Source organism: Tardiphaga sp. vice304 (genome assembly GCF_007018905.1).
GTDB lineage: Bacteria > Pseudomonadota > Alphaproteobacteria > Rhizobiales > Xanthobacteraceae > Tardiphaga.
In genome coordinates, this window is the sequence record NZ_CP041402.1 from 3,040,271 (window position 1) to 3,057,895 (window position 17,625).

At 64.1% G+C, this 17,625-nt stretch carries 18 protein-coding genes and 1 pseudogene; 11 read left to right on the plus strand and 8 right to left on the minus strand.

Translation table 11 applies throughout. The features are described 5' to 3' along the window. Positions 1–14 precede the first annotated feature (14 nt). Entirely contained in the window at positions 15–1,928 is a 1,914-nt protein-coding gene (locus tag FNL56_RS14440) for a peptidylprolyl isomerase (RefSeq protein WP_143573430.1), read from the minus strand. Positions 1,929–2,168: 240 nt separating this feature from the next. On the opposite strand from FNL56_RS14440, the gene tpiA reads away from it, so the two are divergent. The 3 genes from tpiA (at position 2,169) to FNL56_RS14455 (ending at position 5,282) form a co-directional block, all read left to right on the plus strand. Further along, positions 2,169–2,924, plus strand: a complete 756-nt coding sequence (gene tpiA / locus FNL56_RS14445; RefSeq protein ID WP_143582112.1) for a triose-phosphate isomerase — start codon at positions 2,169–2,171, stop codon at positions 2,922–2,924. Between the two features lie 179 nt (positions 2,925–3,103). Further along, entirely contained in the window at positions 3,104–3,484 is a 381-nt protein-coding gene (gene secG, locus FNL56_RS14450) for a preprotein translocase subunit SecG (RefSeq protein ID WP_143573434.1), read from the plus strand. Positions 3,485–3,650: 166 nt separating this feature from the next. Then, complete coding sequence (locus FNL56_RS14455; protein ID WP_143573436.1) at positions 3,651–5,282, plus strand: CTP synthase; 1,632 nt, start codon at positions 3,651–3,653, stop codon at positions 5,280–5,282. A 10-nt stretch (positions 5,283–5,292) separates the two neighbouring features. On the opposite strand, the gene FNL56_RS14460 is transcribed toward FNL56_RS14455, so the two are convergent. After that, positions 5,293–5,580: a BrnA antitoxin family protein gene (locus FNL56_RS14460; RefSeq protein ID WP_143573438.1), complete on the minus strand. Its 288-nt coding sequence runs from the start codon at positions 5,578–5,580 to the stop codon at positions 5,293–5,295. After that, entirely contained in the window at positions 5,570–5,824 is a 255-nt protein-coding gene (locus FNL56_RS14465) for a BrnT family toxin (protein ID WP_143573440.1), read from the minus strand. The genes FNL56_RS14460 and FNL56_RS14465 overlap by 11 nt, the downstream gene beginning before the upstream one ends. A 121-nt stretch (positions 5,825–5,945) precedes the next feature. On the opposite strand from FNL56_RS14465, the gene FNL56_RS14470 reads away from it, so the two are divergent. The 3 genes from FNL56_RS14470 to FNL56_RS14480 all read left to right on the plus strand — a co-directional run bounded on the left by FNL56_RS14470 (position 5,946) and on the right by FNL56_RS14480 (position 8,423). Next, positions 5,946–6,272: an NIPSNAP family protein gene (locus FNL56_RS14470; protein WP_143573441.1), complete on the plus strand. Its 327-nt coding sequence runs from the start codon at positions 5,946–5,948 to the stop codon at positions 6,270–6,272. Positions 6,273–6,346: 74 nt separating this feature from the next. After that, a complete protein-coding gene (gene kdsA / locus FNL56_RS14475; protein ID WP_143577941.1) occupies positions 6,347–7,198 on the plus strand; it encodes a 3-deoxy-8-phosphooctulonate synthase in 852 nt (283 codons plus the stop codon). 34 nt (positions 7,199–7,232) lie between these two features. After that, complete coding sequence (locus FNL56_RS14480) at positions 7,233–8,423, plus strand: MFS transporter (protein WP_143573445.1); 1,191 nt, start codon at positions 7,233–7,235, stop codon at positions 8,421–8,423. A 59-nt stretch (positions 8,424–8,482) separates the two neighbouring features. Here the strand turns inward: FNL56_RS14480 and FNL56_RS14485 are convergent, their stop codons facing one another. After that, positions 8,483–8,896: a hypothetical protein gene (locus FNL56_RS14485; RefSeq protein ID WP_143573447.1), complete on the minus strand. Its 414-nt coding sequence runs from the start codon at positions 8,894–8,896 to the stop codon at positions 8,483–8,485. Beyond that, positions 8,893–9,150 carry a hypothetical protein gene (locus tag FNL56_RS14490; protein WP_143573448.1) on the minus strand — a complete coding sequence of 86 codons (258 nt, stop codon included), beginning with the start codon at positions 9,148–9,150 and terminating at the stop codon, positions 8,893–8,895. The genes FNL56_RS14485 and FNL56_RS14490 overlap by 4 nt, the downstream gene beginning before the upstream one ends. Positions 9,151–9,164: 14 nt before the next feature. Between FNL56_RS14490 and FNL56_RS14495 the strand changes: the two genes are divergently transcribed. The 3 genes and pseudogenes from FNL56_RS14495 to FNL56_RS28840 all read left to right on the plus strand — a co-directional run bounded on the left by FNL56_RS14495 (position 9,165) and on the right by FNL56_RS28840 (position 10,440). Next, on the plus strand, positions 9,165–9,575 hold the full coding sequence (locus FNL56_RS14495; RefSeq protein WP_143573450.1) for a hypothetical protein: 411 nt from the start codon (positions 9,165–9,167) through the stop codon (positions 9,573–9,575). 15 nt (positions 9,576–9,590) lie between these two features. Continuing rightward, a pseudogene (locus FNL56_RS28835) lies at positions 9,591–9,962 on the plus strand (caspase family protein); the annotation flags it as partial. Next, positions 9,925–10,440: a caspase family protein gene (locus FNL56_RS28840; protein WP_368039355.1), complete on the plus strand. Its 516-nt coding sequence runs from the start codon at positions 9,925–9,927 to the stop codon at positions 10,438–10,440. The pseudogene FNL56_RS28835 and the gene FNL56_RS28840, both read left to right, overlap by 38 nt. A 284-nt stretch (positions 10,441–10,724) precedes the next feature. Here the strand turns inward: FNL56_RS28840 and pstB are convergent, their stop codons facing one another. Together pstB and queF are read right to left on the minus strand one after the other, a co-directional pair. Beyond that, a complete protein-coding gene (gene pstB / locus FNL56_RS14505) occupies positions 10,725–11,612 on the minus strand; it encodes a phosphate ABC transporter ATP-binding protein PstB (protein ID WP_143582113.1) in 888 nt (295 codons plus the stop codon). A gap of 117 nt (positions 11,613–11,729) precedes the next feature. Further along, positions 11,730–12,227 (minus strand): preQ(1) synthase, encoded by a 498-nt coding sequence (gene queF, locus FNL56_RS14510; RefSeq protein ID WP_143573454.1) that lies wholly within the window; start codon positions 12,225–12,227, stop codon positions 11,730–11,732. Positions 12,228–12,352: 125 nt separating this feature from the next. Here queF and eno point away from each other — a divergent pair, with 125 nt between their 5' ends. Together eno and FNL56_RS14520 are read left to right on the plus strand one after the other, a co-directional pair. Continuing rightward, positions 12,353–13,636, plus strand: a complete 1,284-nt coding sequence (eno, locus tag FNL56_RS14515) for a phosphopyruvate hydratase (protein ID WP_143573456.1) — start codon at positions 12,353–12,355, stop codon at positions 13,634–13,636. A gap of 202 nt (positions 13,637–13,838) precedes the next feature. Then, positions 13,839–16,670 (plus strand): glycoside hydrolase family 113, encoded by a 2,832-nt coding sequence (locus FNL56_RS14520; RefSeq protein WP_143573458.1) that lies wholly within the window; start codon positions 13,839–13,841, stop codon positions 16,668–16,670. A gap of 77 nt (positions 16,671–16,747) precedes the next feature. On the opposite strand, the gene FNL56_RS14525 is transcribed toward FNL56_RS14520, so the two are convergent. Then, a complete protein-coding gene (locus FNL56_RS14525; RefSeq protein WP_246660957.1) occupies positions 16,748–17,359 on the minus strand; it encodes a thioesterase domain-containing protein in 612 nt (203 codons plus the stop codon). Between the last annotated feature and the right edge of the window lie 266 nt (positions 17,360–17,625).

A 17,625-nucleotide genomic window follows, 5' to 3' on the forward strand; every position in this document is an offset into this window, starting at 1 on the left:
TGACGGCGTTGGGCCTAGTTGGTGTCGGCGGCCGCCGCGCCGGTGGCGACGGCAACGGCTTCCTCGTTGATCCTGGTGCCGATCTGGGTTTCGAGCCGGGTGACGTATTGCGCGACCTGTTCGTCGGTCTGGCCGCGCTGCAGCGTCTCCTTCAGCGTCTTCACCTCCGCGGAGGCCATGTCGACGGCGGGGGCGCTGACATCGGTCACGCGGAACACGATCCATTCGCTGGAGCTCGTGCCCTGCGCCTGTCCGGCATCATTCTTCGCGCTGCGGAATACCGACTGGATCACGCCGGGCGACAGTTCGGGCAGGTTTGCGTCGCGCTTGAACGGCGCGGAGGTCACAACCTTCAGGCCGGTCGCGGCGGCCTCATCGGCCAGCTTGGCGCCGGCGGCGAGTTTCTTCTGCATCTCGTCGGCCTTGGTGCGCAACCGGCTGGTGATCTGGTCGTCGCGCCAGCGCGCGGTGACCTGGTCCTTGACCTCGTCGAGCGGGCGCTCGCGGGCGGGCGTCACGCCGAGCACGTCGAACCAGGCATAGCCGCCGCCGAGCTGGATCGTCTCGTTGTCGACGCCGACATCGCTGGCGAACGCCTTGGTGATGATGTCGGAGCCGGCCGGCACGCCCGCGACGGGCTGGCCGTCCGGCGCGCGGCCGGAGCGGTCGACGGCGTCGATGGTGACGGCGGTCAGGCCGAGCTTCTTGGCCGCATCGACCACATTGGCGCCGCCGCCGCGCTCGTCTTCCATCTTGTTGTGCATTGCCGACACTGCGGCACGCGCGCGCTCCAGCGCGAGGTCGCGCTTCAGCGTCGCGGCGACGCTGTCATAGCTCGGCTGGCTGCCGGCCTGAATTTTGCCGACCTTGACCAGTGTCACGCCGAACTGCCCGGCAATCGGCTGGCTGATACCATCGGGCGCCAGCGAGAAGGCGGCATCGGCGACGTTGGGATCGATGATGCCCGCCTTGGTGATCATGCCGAGGTCGATGTCGGACGCGCTGAGCTTGCGCTCTTTCGCGAGGTCGTCGAACGAGAAAATGTCGCTGAGCCTGGCGCGGCCGGCGGCGGCTTCTTCCGCAGTCGGGAACACGATCTGCGAGATCTGGCGCTGCTCCGGCGTGGAGAGCTTGTCCTTGCGCAGCTCGAACACTTTCTTCGCATCGTCGTCGGAGACGACCGACCACTTCGCCATTTCGTCCGGCGTCAGCACGACGAACGCCACCTTGCGGTATTCGGGCGCGCGAAACTGCGTCTTGTGGTCCTCGAAATAGGCCGCCAGTGCCTCCGGGGTGGGAGCCTCGACGGTGCCGACCTGGGCGGTGTCGAGCTTGACGTAGTCGATGGTGCGGGCCTCGTTCTGGAAGCGGCTCATCGCTTCGATCTGGGTCTTCGACGGCTCCAGGCCATTGGTGATGGTGCCGGCGATCTGGCGGCGCAGCGACACCTTGCGCTGCTCGCTGATGTAGCGCTGTTCGGTATAGCCGAGCGAGCGGATCAACTGCTGGAAGCGTGGCGCGTCGAAGGAGCCGGTCGATCCCTTGAAGTTCGGATCGTCGACGATCTGGCGCCTCACTTCGGCGTCGGACACGCCGAGGCCGCGGCGACGGGCGTCTTCGTCGAGGGCGGCTTCGGCGACGGCCTGCTGCAGCACCTGGCGGTCGATGCCGAAGGCGCGCGCCTGGTCGGACGTCAACGGACGACCGAACTGGCGGCCGATCTGCTGCAGCCGGTCGGTATAAAGCTGGCGAAACTGCTCGGTCGTGATCTCGGTGTTGCCGATCCTGGCCAGCGTGGACTTGCCGTAGCCTTTGAAGATGTCCTGAATGCCCCAGATCGCAAAGCTGCCGATCAGCACCACCATCACGGCAGTCATGATGGTCTTGCCGAGCCAGTTTTTCGAGGCGTTGCGCATTCCGCGAAGCATGGGATCATCTTATTTGTCAGGAGGGAAACCGGCGGGCGCCAGACGCAGAATCCGCAAAAGGGCGTCGCCGGATGGGAGGCGCACCATAAAGTGGCCGAAGCTGCGTCGCAACCGCCAGGGAACGGCGCGGATTGAAGCGGTCCGGGCGGTCGGCCCCGCCGCCGCCTGGCCACCCCAACTTGAGCTATCCCGCACGCTCTGTTAGCCCAGAGGTCACCTCCTTTCTCGCGGGATTTCCTCATGACTGACGCCATTCGGCCGCTGATCGCCGGCAACTGGAAAATGAACGGCCTGACCGATCAGGTCAGCGAGCTCGGCCTGATGATCTCGGAGCAGGGCGAATTGACGCACAGACTCGATCTGATGATCTGCCCGCCGGCGACGCTGACGATGACCATGGCGGTGATGGTCGAGGGAACCGGCATCCAGATCGGCGCGCAGGACTGCCATGTCAAGGCGTCCGGCGCCCATACCGGCGACCTCTCCGCGGAAATGTTCGCCGACCTCGGCGCCACCGCGATCATCGTCGGTCATTCCGAGCGCCGCGCCGATCACGGCGAGACCGATGCCATCGTGCAGCAGAAGGCGCAGGCGGCCTGGCGCGCCGGACTGGTGGCGATCGTCTGCATCGGGGAGACCCGCGCGCAACGCGACGCCGGCGAAGCGCTCGACGTATGCGGCGCGCAGCTCGCCGGTTCGCTGCCGGATGGCGCCACCGCCGCCAATACCGTCGCGGCCTATGAGCCGGTCTGGGCGATCGGCACCGGGCTGACGCCGACGGCGAAGGATGTCGAGGAGGTCCACGCCTTCATCCGCGGTCGCCTAGAAGCGCGCTTTGCGGCGGAGGGCGCCCGGATGCGGCTCCTGTATGGCGGCTCGGTCAAGCCGTCCAACGCGGCCGAGTTGATGGCCGTGGCGAACGTCAACGGCGCGCTGGTCGGCGGCGCCAGCCTGAAGGCGGCCGATTTCCTGGGCATCGCGGCGGGATGTCCTTGATCCCAGGCAAACCGGACGTTCGGCCGCGGGGCGGGCGATCTCCCAGGCTGCGGCCAGGCGCCGGCTTTCCGGGGGTGACAATCCCCCGTGCAATCGTGTAGACAGCCCTCGACTTCAACTCCCGCAAGTTCTGCCGCAGCCGGCTCCTCGGCGCAGCGCGCTTGTGACGGAAGGATCCGATGCAAAGCGTCATTATCGTCATTCACCTCATGATCGTCGCGACCTTGATTGCCGCGGTACTGTTGCAGAAATCCGAGGGCGGTGGCCTGGGCGTCGGTGGCGGCGGCGGTGGCGGCTTCATGTCGAGCCGCGGTACCGCCAATCTGCTGACCCGAACCACCGGCTTCCTGGCGGTAGGGTTCTTCGTCACCAGCCTGTTTCTGTCGTGGCTGGCCGGCTACGAGCGCAAGCCGACCTCGATCATCAACGGCACCACGGCGCCGGTGTCGCAGCCCGGTGGCGCCCTGGTGCCGCCGACCTCGGGCGGGCTGCTTGATTCGCTGAAGAAGGCCGACGAGCCGCAGGCGCCGGCCGGCCCGCAGGCGCCGCGTTCGCAATAAGCAGGTCCGCCATGCAGGACGGCGACTTCCGCCCTGCGCTTACAGCCCCCATTAAGGGGCTGTACTCATTTGTATTTTTACGTCACCCACAACCTTTTTCCCGATCTGGTGAAAGGTTGCGATTGGCTTTTGCGAATCGGCGACAGAGCCTTAAAGGTTAAGCCCCATGGCGCGGTACATTTTCATCACCGGCGGCGTGGTCTCCTCGCTCGGCAAAGGTCTGGCTTCAGCGGCGCTCGGCGCCCTGCTGCAGGCGCGTGGCTACAAGGTCCGTCTTCGCAAGCTCGACCCCTATCTCAACCTCGATCCCGGTACGATGTCGCCGTACCAGCACGGCGAAGTGTTCGTCACCGACGACGGCGCCGAGACCGATCTCGACCTCGGCCACTACGAGCGTTTCACCGGGCGCCCTGCGACCAAGCAGGACAACATTACCACCGGCCGGATCTATCAGGACATACTGACCAAGGAACGCCGCGGCGACTATCTCGGCGCCACCATCCAGGTGATTCCGCACGTCACCAACGCCATCAAGGATTTCGTCCTCGCCAATAACGAAGACTACGACTTCGTGCTGGTCGAGATCGGCGGCACCGTCGGCGACATCGAGGGCCTGCCGTTCTTCGAGGCGATCCGCCAGATCAAGAACGATTTGCCGCGCGGCCAGTGCATCTATGTGCATCTCACGCTGCTGCCATTCATCCCGAGCGCCGGCGAGCTGAAGACCAAGCCGACCCAGCATTCGGTCAAGGAATTGCGCTCGATCGGCATCCAGCCCGACATCCTGCTGTGCCGCTGCGACCGCGAGATCCCCAAGGAAGAGCGCCGCAAGCTCGGCCTGTTCTGCAACGTCCGCGAAAGTGCCGTGATCGAGGCGCGCGACGTCGACAACATTTACGCCGTGCCCGAGGCCTATCACGATGCCGGGCTGGACGACGAAGTTCTGGCCTCGTTCGGTCTGACGCCGAAGGCGCCGCTGGCGCTGCAGAGCTGGCATGACATCAACGAGCGCGTGCGCAATCCCGAAGGCACGGTGACCATCGCCATCGTCGGCAAGTACACCGGCATGAAGGACGCCTACAAGTCGCTGACCGAGGCGCTGTCGCATGGCGGTATCGCCAACAAGGTGAAGGTCAATCTCGACTGGATCGAGAGCGAGGTGTTCGAGAACGAGGATCCCGCGCCGTTCCTCGAACACGTCAACGGCATCATGGTGCCCGGCGGCTTCGGCCAGCGTGGCGCCGAGGGCAAGATCCGCGCGGCACGCTTTGCGCGCGAGCGCAACGTGCCGTATTTTGGTATTTGTTTCGGCATGCAGATGGCGGTCATCGAGGCCGCGCGAAACCTCGCCGGCATTGCGGACGCCAACTCCACCGAATTCGGCGAGACGTCGGAGCCGGTGGTCGGGTTGATGACCGAATGGTTGCGCGGCAACGAGCTGGAGAAGCGCCACAACGCCGGCGACCTCGGCGGCACCATGCGGCTCGGCGCCTATCCCGCGGCGCTGCGCGCCGGCAGCAAGGTCTCGGAAGTTTACGGCAACGCGCTGGAAATCTCGGAGCGGCACCGCCACCGCTACGAGGTCAACACCGCCTACAAGGACCGGCTAGAAAAGCACGGCTTGAAATTCTCGGGCATGTCGCCGGACGGCGTACTGCCGGAGATCGTCGAATATGAAAACCATCCCTGGTTCATCGGTGTGCAGTATCACCCCGAGCTGAAATCCCGCCCGTTCGAGCCGCACCCGCTGTTCGCGTCCTTTATCAAGGCGGCGGCGGCGCAAAGCCGGCTGGTGTAGGACAGGGCGTTCAGCCAGCCTTCAGCTTGGCGACCTTTCGCAAGGCGTCGTCGATCCGCGATTGCCAGCCAGGCCCCTTGGCCTTGAAGTGCGCGACCACGTCCGGGCTGAGCCGGATCGAGACGGCGACCTTGGTCGGCGCCTTTTGAGGTCCGCGCCGCACGATGCCTGCAAGTATTTCCGGGGTCAGGTCGGTCACCTTGATTGGGGGATCAAAGTGGGTGGCGTTGGCAAAGTCCTCCTTGGTCCACTCCGGATTGTCGTCGTCGAATACCGGCTCCTTCATTTTACGGGGCATGACGTCTCATCTCCTTTGCGTGCGCGCGGCGTAGGCTGATGGGCCGATAGCCGCCGTCGCGGATCGTGAAAACCAGGCAATGCGCGTCGCCGTCGATATGTCCGTAAGCTCTAAATCGTGGTTCGCCGTAGTCGAATCGATCATCGGCAACGATGGCGCGAATTTCGAGATCGACCCAGCGTGCCAGCGACACATGGTGCTTCGAAAGATTGATCGCTTCCTTTTTCGGATCGAAGTCAACCATTTATCGTATATACGATCTGCCCCTTGTCCGGTCAAGCGACGCAGAGCGCCCATGAGCCGATCGCGGCAAGACAGCCGGTAACTCGCCCGCTATAACGCTTGCACAAAACCGGAGGAAACCGATGATCTACGAAATGCGCGTGTACCGTTGTCTGCCCGGCCGGCTGCCGGCACTGCTCCAACGCTTCACCGACACCACGCTCAAACTGTGGGACAAGCACGGCATCAAGCAGGCCGGCTTCTTCACCACGCTGATCGGCGAATCCAACCAGGAACTGACCTACATCCTGGCATGGGACTCGATGGCCGATCGCGAAACCAAGTGGAATGCGTTCCAGGCCGATCCGGACTGGATTTCGGCGCGCGCCAAGACCGAGGAAAGCGGCCAGATCGTCGGCAACATCGTCAGCCAGTTGCTGGCGCCGACCGCTTTCTCTGCGCTGAAGTAACAGAGCCCATGACGGGTGGGTGAGCGCTTGCGCCGCCCATCCGGCCCGCATCGCGATCGACAAAGGAATAGTCTGTGAACGCCAACCCTTCCGCCGCCGCGATCGTGTCAGCCGGCGCCGTGCAGTTCGGCAACGCGCTGCCATTGTCGATCATCGCCGGCCCCTGCCAGCTGGAAAGCCGGGCGCATGCGCTCGAGGTGGCAAGCGTGTTGAAGGACATCGCGACGCGGCTGGGCATCGGCATCGTCTACAAGACATCGTTCGACAAGGCCAACCGCACCAGCGCGTCCAGCGCCCGCGGCCTCGGGCTCGAACAGGCGCTGCCGATCTTTGCGGAGATCCGCGAGACCTTCGCGATGCCCGTGCTAACCGATGTGCACGAGATCGCGCAATGCGCCCGCGCGGCGGAGGCGGTCGATGTGCTGCAGATCCCGGCCTTCCTGTGCCGGCAGACCGACCTGCTGCTGGCGGCTGCGGCCACGGGAAAAGTGGTCAACGTCAAGAAAGGCCAGTTCCTGGCGCCGTGGGACATGACCAATGTGGTGTCCAAGATCGTCAGCGGCGGCAATGATCGCGTGCTCGTCACCGAGCGCGGCGCCTCGTTCGGCTACAACACGCTGGTGTCCGACATGCGCGCATTGCCGATCCTGGCGCGCACCACCGGCGCACCGGTGATCTTCGACGCCACCCATTCGGTGCAGCAGCCCGGCGGCAAGGGGGCCAGCTCCGGCGGCGAGCGCGAATTCGTGCCGGTGCTGGCGCGCGCGGCCGTAGCCGTCGGCGTGGCAGGTGTGTTCATCGAGACCCATCCCGATCCCGACCATGCGCCGTCTGACGGACCCAACATGGTGCCGCTGCGCGAATTCGAGGTGCTGCTCAGCAACCTTATGGCGTTTGACAAGCTCGCCAAGGCCGGCCCGGTGTGATGCTGCGCACTCTTGCGGCGATTCCGGCGCGCTGATGCCGCCGGTCCTCAACATTATCGCGCTGGCGTCATTCGCCGCGGCGCTGTCGATGCGGGCGCTCGATCCGGTGCTACCGCATGTCGCCGACGAACTGTCCGTGACCATCGCGATCGCGGCCGGCCTGTCGTCGGCGCTGGCCTTCACCTTTGCCATCACCCAGCCGGTGCTCGGCGCCGCCGCCGACATGTTCGGCAAGGCTCGGCTGATGGTGTTCTGTCTGGTGCTGCTCGGTCTTGCCAATGTGCTGGGTGCGCTGACCACGTCCTATCCGCTGCTGCTCGCCACCCGCGTGCTCGCGGGTATCGGCGCCGGCGGGGTGTTTCCGGTGACGCTCAGCCTGACCGCCGACCTCGTCGGCCCCTTGAAGCGGCAGGTCGCGATCAGCCGCGTGCTGGCGGGCTCGATGGCCGGCAATCTGCTCGGCGCCACCGCCTCCGGCGTGATCGGCGACATGTTCGGCTGGCGCGGCGTTCTGGCGATCCTGGGCGGATTGGCGATTTTGTCCTCGGTAGCCGTGTCGATCGGTTTCAAGAACGCAAAATTGGCGAAGCCGCCGGGCAGGGTGGATCTCAAGGTGCTGCGCAGCGGCTACCGCACTATCTTCCGAAACCCGAATACCCTGATCTGCTACAGCGCAGTCTTCATCGAAGGCAGCTGCATCTTCGGCCTGTTTCCCTATATCGCCTCGTTCCTGTTCGAGCGGGGCGTCACCAGCCTGTCGATCGCCGGCCTGGTGCTGGCGTGCTTTGCCTTCGGCGGGCTGTTCTATACCGGCAGCGTGTCGCGGATGCTGCCGCGGCTCGGCGTCAACGGCATGATGGTTTCCGGCGGGCTGCTGATGGGCGCGCAACTCGCCGTGATGGCCTTTGGCCCGCCGTGGCAGGTCCAGGCGCTGAGCCTGTTGGCCATGGGCTGGGGCTTCTACATGCTGCACGGCTCGCTGCAGATATTCTCCAGCGAATTGTCACAGGAAGCCCGCGCCAGCGCGATGTCGCTGCATGCGTTCTGCTTCTTCATGGGCCAGAGCGTGGGGCCGATCGCCTATGGCTTCAGCATCGCACATCTCGGCAAACTGCCGACGCTGCTGACCATCGCCGTCATCATCGGCGCGCTCGGCTTTTTCTGCGCGAAAAGGCTGAAGCCGATCAGGCCGGCGGATGCACCGGCGCCGAACGATCTCACCTGAGCCGAAGCCCGGCCTGATAGGCATGCCGGGCTCCGGCGTCTTCAGCGGCCGTTCGGTCGTTACGGCCGCGCCGCCGCGGCACCGGCGGCGACGCCTGCGAGGAATATGACCACAGGAACGGGGATCACTTTGGCTCCCGGCTCGGGCAGTTCCAGCAGCTCGTTGGGGCCGCCCTTGGAGCCTTTCATACTCTCTACGACACCGCGGGCGTTGCGCTCCAATTCGTCGATCGACAGATTACATTCGACGGAATCCACCAGGCGCTTTTGCTCCTCGGGCGGGGCCTTGCGCAGCGCCTGACCGGCAAGCTGGATGCCGGCTCCGGTCGCGACGCCGATGGCGACTAAGACCAGCGGCGCCACCTTCGGTGCGGGACCATCGCCCTTGATGGTCAGCGCAAGCCGCGGCTGGTGCAGCCAGGAAACAGGAATAACTTTCAACGCGGCGGCGACGTCGGTGATCTCTTCGGTCATGGGAGACTCCTCTGGTCAGGCCGGTCCGGCTGGCCGGCTGTGTTATCGCGCAGCATGCGCGCGATCGTGTTTTCCAGCGCGCTGCCGTGTCGCTGCAGATCGACGATCTGCGCTTCGACGCGGGACAGCATCTCGCGCCTGGCCGCGATGTCGCGTTCTGGCGCGGCTCCCGCCTGGCAGTGCGAACAAGCCGGAAGGTGGCTGGCAAAGAATTCACCGCAGGCGTCGCACAGCGACAGGTCGGGCGGGCTCACGGCTGGTGCGTACGATGGCTGCCAATAGCAAGGCCGGACACAAGCTCTGTCCGAGCGCGCGCTGCGCGCCGGGCAGCCTGCTGCTGGGTGTGGTGCAATCGACCGGTACTGTCGATTTCCTGGCGGCGCCGCTGGCCGTGACGGAGCGGTTTTCCGAGCTTGCCCATCAGGGGCGCATGCCGGAAGCGAGGTTTCGCTTTTCGGCACCGTGCCTTCGCAGCGCCTGCACGAAATGGCAGGGCGGCTGCGGGGTGGCGGAGCGCGCCAGCGCGCTTGCCCTGCAGCACGACCTGCAAGCCGATCCGGGCAATATCCCCGACTGCGCCATTCGCACGCGTTGCCAGTGGCACGCCGAACATGGTGCCGAAATTTGCGTGGCCTGCCGCTGGGTGATCACCGAACGAGCTACAACAGCAGACGGCTAGACAGGAGAGAGCGCCATGGCGCGTGGTATTTCGCTGCATCTTGGATTGAACGCCATCGACCCCACGCATTATGCCGGATGGGACGGCGCGCTGAACGCCTGCGAGGCGGACGCCGAATCGATGAAGGAAATCGCAGAGGCCTGCGGCTACCAGGCCCGGATCGCACTTACGACAGAAGCCAAGCGCGACACCGTGATATCGTTCTTGAGCAAGGACGCGCAGCAATTGCAGAGCGGCGATATCTTCCTGCTGACCTATTCAGGCCACGGCGGCCGTCTGCCCGATATCAACGGCGACGAGCCCGACGGGCAGGACGAAACCTGGTGCCTGTATGACGGCCAACTCATCGATGACGAGATCTACCAGCTCTATCGGGGGTTGTCCGCAGGTGTACGCGGTTTCGTACTTTCGGATAGTTGCCATAGCGGGACCATGCTCAAGAGCACGTTCTATATGGCGGCGCTGGCATCGGGATGGGTGGGCGATCCTACCGCGCCCAGCGCTTCACCGCCCAAATACAAGTTCATGCCGCCGCCCATCGCAAGCCGCACCTATAAGAACAATCGCGTTTTACGACGATCTGCAGCGGACGGGCGCTGCCTCCTCCAGCGAAGCCAGCGATATACTCGCGACCGTTCGCCTGATCTCGGGCTGTCAGGACAACCAGTATTCGCTCGACGGCACCTTCAACAGCGCGTTCACCGAAAAGCTCCTGCGGGTCTGGAACCGCGGCAAATTCGACGGCGACTACGGCGCCTTCCATCGGGCGGTCCAGAAGGAGCTGCCGCCGAGCCAATCCCCCAACCATACGGTCATCGGCAAGGAAATGCTGGAATTCGATCGTCAGCGGCCCTTTAAGATCTAGGCTGATGGTTGCCGGCGTCGGATCTCGTTCGGGCAGGCGCACGGCGGTGGTTAGTTGTTCTCCGGCACAGCAAGGCCGGTGCCCGAGCGATGTCACTGCATGAGATTTGCTGCTCCATGGGGCAGAGGATAGTCCTGATCGTCCGTGTCATTGACAATCTTTGCTTTGGCAAGCTGCGCGGCCGCTGCTGACTGCATCGACGATCATCGATGCGCTGGGCTTCTGCCTGCGCGGTCTTGCTCAGGCCGAGCATGCCGGCGGATGCAGAAGCCAGATCGACAAGGTCAGCCAAATCGCCCGGTGACAAAGCGCTGCGTGCGCGGATCTTTCGGGGTCAGGAAGATTTCGCTGACCGATCCGAATTCGCTGAGTTCGCCGAGATACATGAAGCCCGCATAGTCGGACACGCGCGCGGCCTGCTGCAAATTATGAGTGACGATCACGATCGTATGATCGCGCTTGAGTTCGTCGATGGTCTGCTCGATCTTGGCCGACGAGATCGGATCGATCGCCGAACACGGTTCGTCGAGCAACAGCACCTCGGGCTGCAGGGCGATGGCGCGGGCGCTGCTGAGGCGCTGCTGTTGTCCTCCGGAAAGATCGAGGCCGCTTTTGCGCAACTGGTCCTTGACCTCATCCCACAGCGCGACGCGGCGCAGCGCCTGTTCGACTTCCAGGTCCATGTCCGCTTTGGAAATATTCCGGTTGAGGCCGATCCCGAATCCAATGTTGTCGTAGATTGACATTGGAAACGGTGTTGGTCTCTGGAACACCATGCCGACCCGCGTTCTCAGCACGGCGGCATCCTCATCGGGTGCCAGAATGTTCTTGCCATCGAGCAGCACCTCGCCCTCGACGCGCTGTCCGGGATAAAGGCTGTACATGCGGTTGAAGACGCGCAGCAGGGTCGACTTGCCGCAGCCCGAGGGGCCGATCAAAGCCGTGACGCGGTTGGTATAGATCGGCAGCGAGACGTCCCTTAGGGCGCGGATGCCATCCTGATAGTAGAAATTGAGATTGCGGACGGTGATCTTTTCCCGAACCGGCTCATGATCGACCTTTGATCTGATGATCTGAGCCAGATGGTCGCGCGCAGCGGCCGCTTTGCGTGCGGCTTCGGCACGCCAGATCGCCTCCACCGTGTTCGGCTTGGTCGTCAGGACTTCCGTCATTGATCAGCCATCCACCGTTGCACTGGTGGGTAGACTAGACCAGCGCCGACGGGATTGATTGATCAGGGTCAAAACCCCTGGAATACAGCCAGGTGATTGGCTGGGCGGTGCGCTACGTCACCCCCGGCCGCGATACGGTGCGACGCCCTGGTCGGGGATCCACATGCCCTTGGGCAGTTTGCCGGTCTGCCAGAACACGTCGATCGGGATGCCGCCGCGCGGGTACCAGTAGCCGCCGATTCGCAGCCATTTCGGCTTGACCTCGGCGGCGATCCGCTTGCCGATCGAGACCGTGCAGTCCTCGTGGAAGGCGCCATGGTTGCGGAACGAGGCGACGTAGAGTTTCAGCGATTTCGACTCCAGCAGCCAGTCGCCCGGCACGTAGTCGATCATCAGATGGGCGAAGTCCGGCTGGCCGGTGACCGGGCACAGCGAGGTGAATTCCGGCGCCGTGAAGCGGACCACGTAATTGGTGTCGGCCTGCGGATTCGGTACCCGGTCGAGCCTGGCCTGCTCGGGGGTGGTCGGCCAGGTCACCTCATGGCCGAGTTGCAGGCCGGACGGGTCGAGCTTGGCGGGCTTGGATTCGGGCGTCTTTTTGGGGGCTTTGGACATCAGGGTCTCCGTTGTCGTGGTTCTAGCCAATTGGCAGGCCGCCGTCACCCTGCGCGGCCTTTTCCCACCCGGTCGCTTGCTGTAGAAGCGGCGCACCATCCACCCCGCATGCCAAAGAGGCTCCCATGACCGCCATCGTCGACATCATCGGCCGCGAAATTCTCGATAGCCGCGGCAATCCCACGGTCGAAGTGGATGTCATTCTGGAAGACGGGTCGTTGGGCCGTGCCGCGGTGCCCTCCGGCGCCTCCACCGGCGCCCACGAGGCGGTGGAACTGCGCGACGGCGACAAGGCGCGTTACGCCGGCAAGGGCGTGCAGAAGGCGGTCGAGGCCGTCAATGGCGAGATTTTCGACGCGATCGGCGGCATGGACGCCGAGCAGCAGATCCAGATCGACGAGATCATGATCGGCCTCGACGGCACCGAGAACAAGTCGCGGCTGGGCGCCAACGCGATCCTCGGCGTCTCGCTGGCGGTCGCCCGGGCGGCGGCGGAATCGTTCGACATGCCGCTGTATCGCTACGTCGGCGGCACCTCGGCGCGCACGCTGCCGGTGCCGATGATGAACATCATCAATGGCGGCATGCATGCCGACAATCCGATCGACTTCCAGGAATTCATGATCATGCCGGTGGGCGCGGCCACCTTCTCGGAAGGCCTGCGCTGCGGCGCCGAGATCTTCCACACGCTGAAGAGCGAGCTGAAGAAGGCCGGCCACAACACCAATGTTGGCGACGAGGGCGGCTTCGCGCCCAATCTGAAGTCGGCCGACGAGGCGCTGGACTTCGTGATGGCCGCCATCAACAAGGCCGGCTACAGCGCGGGCAAGGATGTCATGCTGGCGCTGGATTGCGCCGCCACCGAATTCTTCAAGGATGGCGCCTATGTCTATGGCGGCGAAAACAAGACCCGCAGCGGTTCGGAGCAGGCGAAGTACCTCGCCGATCTGGCGTCGCGCTATCCGATCGTCTCGATCGAGGACGGCATGTCCGAGGACGACATGGACGGCTGGAAGGAACTGACCGACCTGATCGGCAGCAAGTGCCAACTGGTCGGCGACGATCTGTTCGTCACCAACGTCACGCGACTGGCCGACGGCATCAAGAACGGTCGCGCCAATTCTATCCTGATCAAGGTCAACCAGATCGGCACGCTGACCGAAACCCTGTCGGCCATCGAGATGGCCTACAAGGCCGGCTACACCGCCGTGATGTCGCATCGCTCCGGCGAGACCGAGGACTCCACGATCGCCGACCTCGCGGTCGCCAGCAATTGCGGGCAGATCAAGACCGGCTCGCTGTCGCGCTCGGATCGCGTCGCCAAGTACAACCAGTTGCTGCGCATCGAGCAGGAACTGGGCACGCAGGCGAAATATGCCGGCCGCGCCGCGCTGAAGGCGCTCGCGTAACGTGCGTCCTGTGAACGTGTAATCGCCACGCGTTTATCCGGCGACGATCGTCGTTTCGTCATCGAGACGTCACTCTAACGCCTGCAGTTCCGCCACCGGAACTGCAGGCGTTTTCCTGCGCACTTGTTTTGAACGAACCTTGGTCTCTTAACAAACACGTCACGGCCTGACCCTATCCGTCACACCGGGATGGAGGGCATCGATGGCGGGGATTTTTCGGGTTCAAGGTTTTGGTGCGCTATCGGAATGGAACGGCCAGTTCGGCAGCGCGTCCGCCGCGCAGGCATTCCAGAACGTGGCAGCGCTGGGATCCAACTCGGTCGCGCTGACGGTCCGGATCTGGACCGACAGCAAGACCGGCAGCACGGTCATCGCCCATCCCGACAAGACCGAAAGCGATGCCAGCCTTCTCGCCGGATTCCAGGCCGCGCATGCGGCGGGACTCGACGTCGTGCTCAAGGCCGGCATCACCGGGCTCGACAGCACCATCTCGAGCAGCCTTGCGCCCGCCCACGTCGATGCGTTCTTCGCGTCGTACAAGGCGGAGATCGTGCATCTGGCTGACATCGCGGAGCAGGGCGGCGTGGCGACCTTTGCGATCGGCAACGAGATGAGCAAACTCTCGGGCGCGCGGTATCTGCCGCAATGGACCGATCTCATCTCGGCCGTTCGCTCGGTCTACCACGGTGAACTCACCTATTCGGCGGCCACCGACGAGGCCTCCAAGGTCAGTTTCTGGAGCCAGCTCGACACCATCAGCGTCAACACCTATCCGCCGCTGACCGCCAGCACGACGCCGACGGTGGCCGATCTCGTCCATGCCTGGACCGAGGTGCCGTTCAATCCGTATTACGCTGCCGCCTTCGATTACAAATCGCCGGTCGATTTCCTGCATTCGCTGTCGCTGGAATATGGCAAGCCGATCCTGATGACCGAGGTCGGCTATCGCAGCATCGACGGCACGGCGATCAATCCCGGCGGCGGTTCGTCCAAGGCGCCCGCAGATCTCGCCGAGCAGGCCGATGCCTACAACGCCTTCTTCCAGGTCTGGACAGCGCATGGCGGCGACTGGCTGCAGGGCGTCGAGTTCTGGCAATGGGACCTCAACGGCAACCATTCCCCGACCGGCTATTCCGTGCAGGGCAAGCCGGCGCAGGACGTCGTGTCGCAGTATTTCAACGGCAAGGGTGTCGTGCCCGACCTCGTCGTTGCCGGCTCGTCGATTGTCGACGTGATCGATTCCGGCCGGGGTAATGACACGATCCATGGCGGCGCAGGCGGCGATCTGATCCGCGGCGGCGACGGCAACGACACCATCGTCGGCGGGCCCGATGTCACCGAGAAACTGACGACGACGACGGTGACCATCACCGCCTACGGTTCGGTGGTCGCAGGGATCGGCGCGCAGGCGCGAATTCTGGTCAACGGCGTCGCGGTCTCCGGCGTGATGGAATTCACGCCGGCCACCGATCCCCAGGGTTACCAGACCTATGCGGTGACCTTCGACAACCCCGATCAGGTCGGCAGCGTTGCCATCGAGTTGATCAACTCGGCCTCCGGGCGCGCTTTGCACGTCAAGGACTTTGCCATCAACGGGGTGGCGCTGTCGCCGTCCCAGGCAACCAACGCCAGTTCGCCCGGCTCGTTCGATCTCTATGTCCGCACCATCAGTTTCGACACCAGCGGGCATCAGGACTGGTTCGTCGGCGCGGCCTCCGACAATGACGTCATCACCGGCGGTGGCGGCAACGATGTGATCGACGGCGGCGGCGGCATCGATACGGCCGTGTTCTCCGGCAATGCCAGCTATTACGACGTCAGCTTCGAAGGCGCCACGATCGTGGTGACCGACAGGATTGCCGGTCGCGACGGCAGCGACCGCATCAGCAATGTCGAAGTGCTGAAATTTGCCAATGCCACGGTCGGCTCCGACAGCATCATTCCGCCATTGACCACGGCGCTGGCTGGTGATCGTTTCCATTTCGACGCGGTCGATAGCGCCGGCCATGTGACCGGTCAGACGGTCCGCCATGCCGACGGCACGCGCGACGTCTATGACAGTGCGATCGTCGGCAAGGACTACGCGTCGCTGCACGCCACTATCGACACCACGGGGCATTCCAGCCTGGTCGAGGGCTTTCGCGCCGACGGGTCGAGTGTCATGAGACAGACCGTGGATGCGGCCGGGGTCGTCCATCTCGATCGGTATGACAGCTCGGACCATCTGATCCAGCAGACCGTGACGCAGAAGAATGGGTCCTGGGTGCAGTCGGCGTTTACCGCGGACGGCGAAATCAGCAGCGAGATCCAGCGTCATGTCGATGGCACGCGCGACATCACCAATTACGATGTAGTCGGCAAGGCCTATACAACGGAGCATGTCGTTCGCGATGCCGCCGGCATCAGCGTGCTGACCGAAGGATTTCGCGACGATGGTTCGCTGGCGTTGCGGCAGACGATGATCGACGGCGTCCGGACGCTCGCGCAGTACGACAGCAGCGGACACCTCGACCAGCAGACCGTGACGCAGAAGGACGGATCGTTCCTGCAGTCGAACTATCTGGCCGACGGCACGCTCGCCACTGAGACGGCGCGGCACGCCGACGGCACCCGGCATGTGGATATTTTCGGTGTCACCGGGCAGGCCTATGCGGCACGACACGACGATTTCAGCGCGACCGGGCAGCGGCTGGCCACGACCTTCGACAACCACGACGGCAGCCACACCATGACCGCCTACACCTCCGGCGTGACGCTGACGTCAACGCCGGCCAACGATGTGATGAACAGCGCCGGCGGCGACACTTTCGTCTTCAGGCAGCCATCCGGGCACGATGTCATCAACAATTTCCGGACCGGCGAGGGCGCCGCCCATGACGTCATCCAGATCGATTCATCGGTGGCCGTCGATCTCGCCCATCTCTCGGTGCAGGTGGTCGGGCAAGACACGCTGATCGACCTCGGCCACGACGCGTCGATCACGTTGACCGGGGTGGTCGCGCCGCTGACGTCCCACGACGTGCTGATCGTTTGAGCTGGACAGCGTCTGCGTGATACGCGCAAAAAAAGCCGCGACGATTTCTCGCCGCGGCTCGCTCGTTTCGCAATGTTCTACTGCGCGGGTGCGGCCGAGATCTGCTGGGCCGGCTTCTTCTTCACCGGCCCGCGGCGAGCACCACCGCCGCCTGTCACGGCCAGCACGCGGGCGATCGTCTGGCGCTGTAGACCGTCGTCCTTGTCGATGGAGAAGTGGTTGGTGGTGGCGTTTTCGTTGACGTTGGCGAGCTGGCCCTTGAATTTCTTGTCGGCGGCGACCGCTGCGCCCCAGCCGGCCGGTACATAATAGTTCACGACCTGCTTGACGTTCGGCGGCACCGGGTCTGGGCTGACCGGATCGAAATTGACGATCAGCGCCACCGGCACGCCAGCGTCTTGCAGCCTTCGTGCGATCGAGATCGTGGCGTCGGCGCCGGCCGAGTGTCCCATCAGGATGATCGGTTCGCGATTACCGGCCCGATACTTCGCGGCCATGTCATCGGCCAACCCGCGCCACGACGTGTGGTTAGAGACGGTGGCCGCGACGCCGACGGCCTCGAGCTTGTAGGCGAGCTGGTCCATGCCCAGCGAGAACACGTTGAGGATGCCGCGCAGCAGGTAGACGTGGCCGGGGCGCTTGCCGCCAGCGGCGGCGGCGTCCGTGCAGATGGAGAGCGATGCAACCATGGTGAGAAGAATCACCAAAAAACCGTAAATGGAACTTTGGAAAGGGCGTCGGGTACCGCTTGCTGACATCGCTTTAATCTCACAGGGGAAATGGCGAGGACATATTCAGACAACCGGCTTTGTCGTCAATGATCCGGCACCGCGATGCCCGCTTTGTTATGCCCGGAACGATGCAAAACATGATGCATGTGGCCCGTGAGCGACATCGCGGTTCCACGGTTTGCGGGTTTGTGGAGGCCAGCGAATTTGCTATGCAAGGCGAATCC

Bases quoted from the DNA above. Each gene is read 5' to 3' on its own strand.
- FNL56_RS14465 (WP_143573440.1), bottom strand. From the start codon at position 5,824: ATGGTTGACTTCGATCCGAAAAAGGAAGCGATCAATCTTTCGAAGCAC.
- FNL56_RS14525 (WP_246660957.1), bottom strand. From the start codon at position 17,359: ATGGTTGCATCGCTCTCCATCTGCACGGACGCCGCCGCCGCTGGCGGC.
- FNL56_RS14440 (WP_143573430.1), bottom strand. From the start codon at position 1,928: ATGCTTCGCGGAATGCGCAACGCCTCGAAAAACTGGCTCGGCAAGACC.
- eno (WP_143573456.1), top strand. From the start codon at position 12,353: ATGACCGCCATCGTCGACATCATCGGCCGCGAAATTCTCGATAGCCGC.
- FNL56_RS14520 (WP_143573458.1), top strand. From the start codon at position 13,839: ATGGCGGGGATTTTTCGGGTTCAAGGTTTTGGTGCGCTATCGGAATGG.
- FNL56_RS14455 (WP_143573436.1), top strand. From the start codon at position 3,651: ATGGCGCGGTACATTTTCATCACCGGCGGCGTGGTCTCCTCGCTCGGC.
- queF (WP_143573454.1), bottom strand. From the start codon at position 12,227: ATGTCCAAAGCCCCCAAAAAGACGCCCGAATCCAAGCCCGCCAAGCTC.
- FNL56_RS14495 (WP_143573450.1), top strand. From the start codon at position 9,165: ATGGCTGCCAATAGCAAGGCCGGACACAAGCTCTGTCCGAGCGCGCGC.
- pstB (WP_143582113.1), bottom strand. From the start codon at position 11,612: ATGACGGAAGTCCTGACGACCAAGCCGAACACGGTGGAGGCGATCTGG.
- FNL56_RS14460 (WP_143573438.1), bottom strand. From the start codon at position 5,580: ATGCCCCGTAAAATGAAGGAGCCGGTATTCGACGACGACAATCCGGAG.
- tpiA (WP_143582112.1), top strand. From the start codon at position 2,169: ATGACTGACGCCATTCGGCCGCTGATCGCCGGCAACTGGAAAATGAAC.
- FNL56_RS28840 (WP_368039355.1), top strand. From the start codon at position 9,925: ATGACGAGATCTACCAGCTCTATCGGGGGTTGTCCGCAGGTGTACGCG.
- FNL56_RS14470 (WP_143573441.1), top strand. From the start codon at position 5,946: ATGATCTACGAAATGCGCGTGTACCGTTGTCTGCCCGGCCGGCTGCCG.
- secG (WP_143573434.1), top strand. From the start codon at position 3,104: ATGCAAAGCGTCATTATCGTCATTCACCTCATGATCGTCGCGACCTTG.
- FNL56_RS14485 (WP_143573447.1), bottom strand. From the start codon at position 8,896: ATGACCGAAGAGATCACCGACGTCGCCGCCGCGTTGAAAGTTATTCCT.
- FNL56_RS14480 (WP_143573445.1), top strand. From the start codon at position 7,233: ATGCCGCCGGTCCTCAACATTATCGCGCTGGCGTCATTCGCCGCGGCG.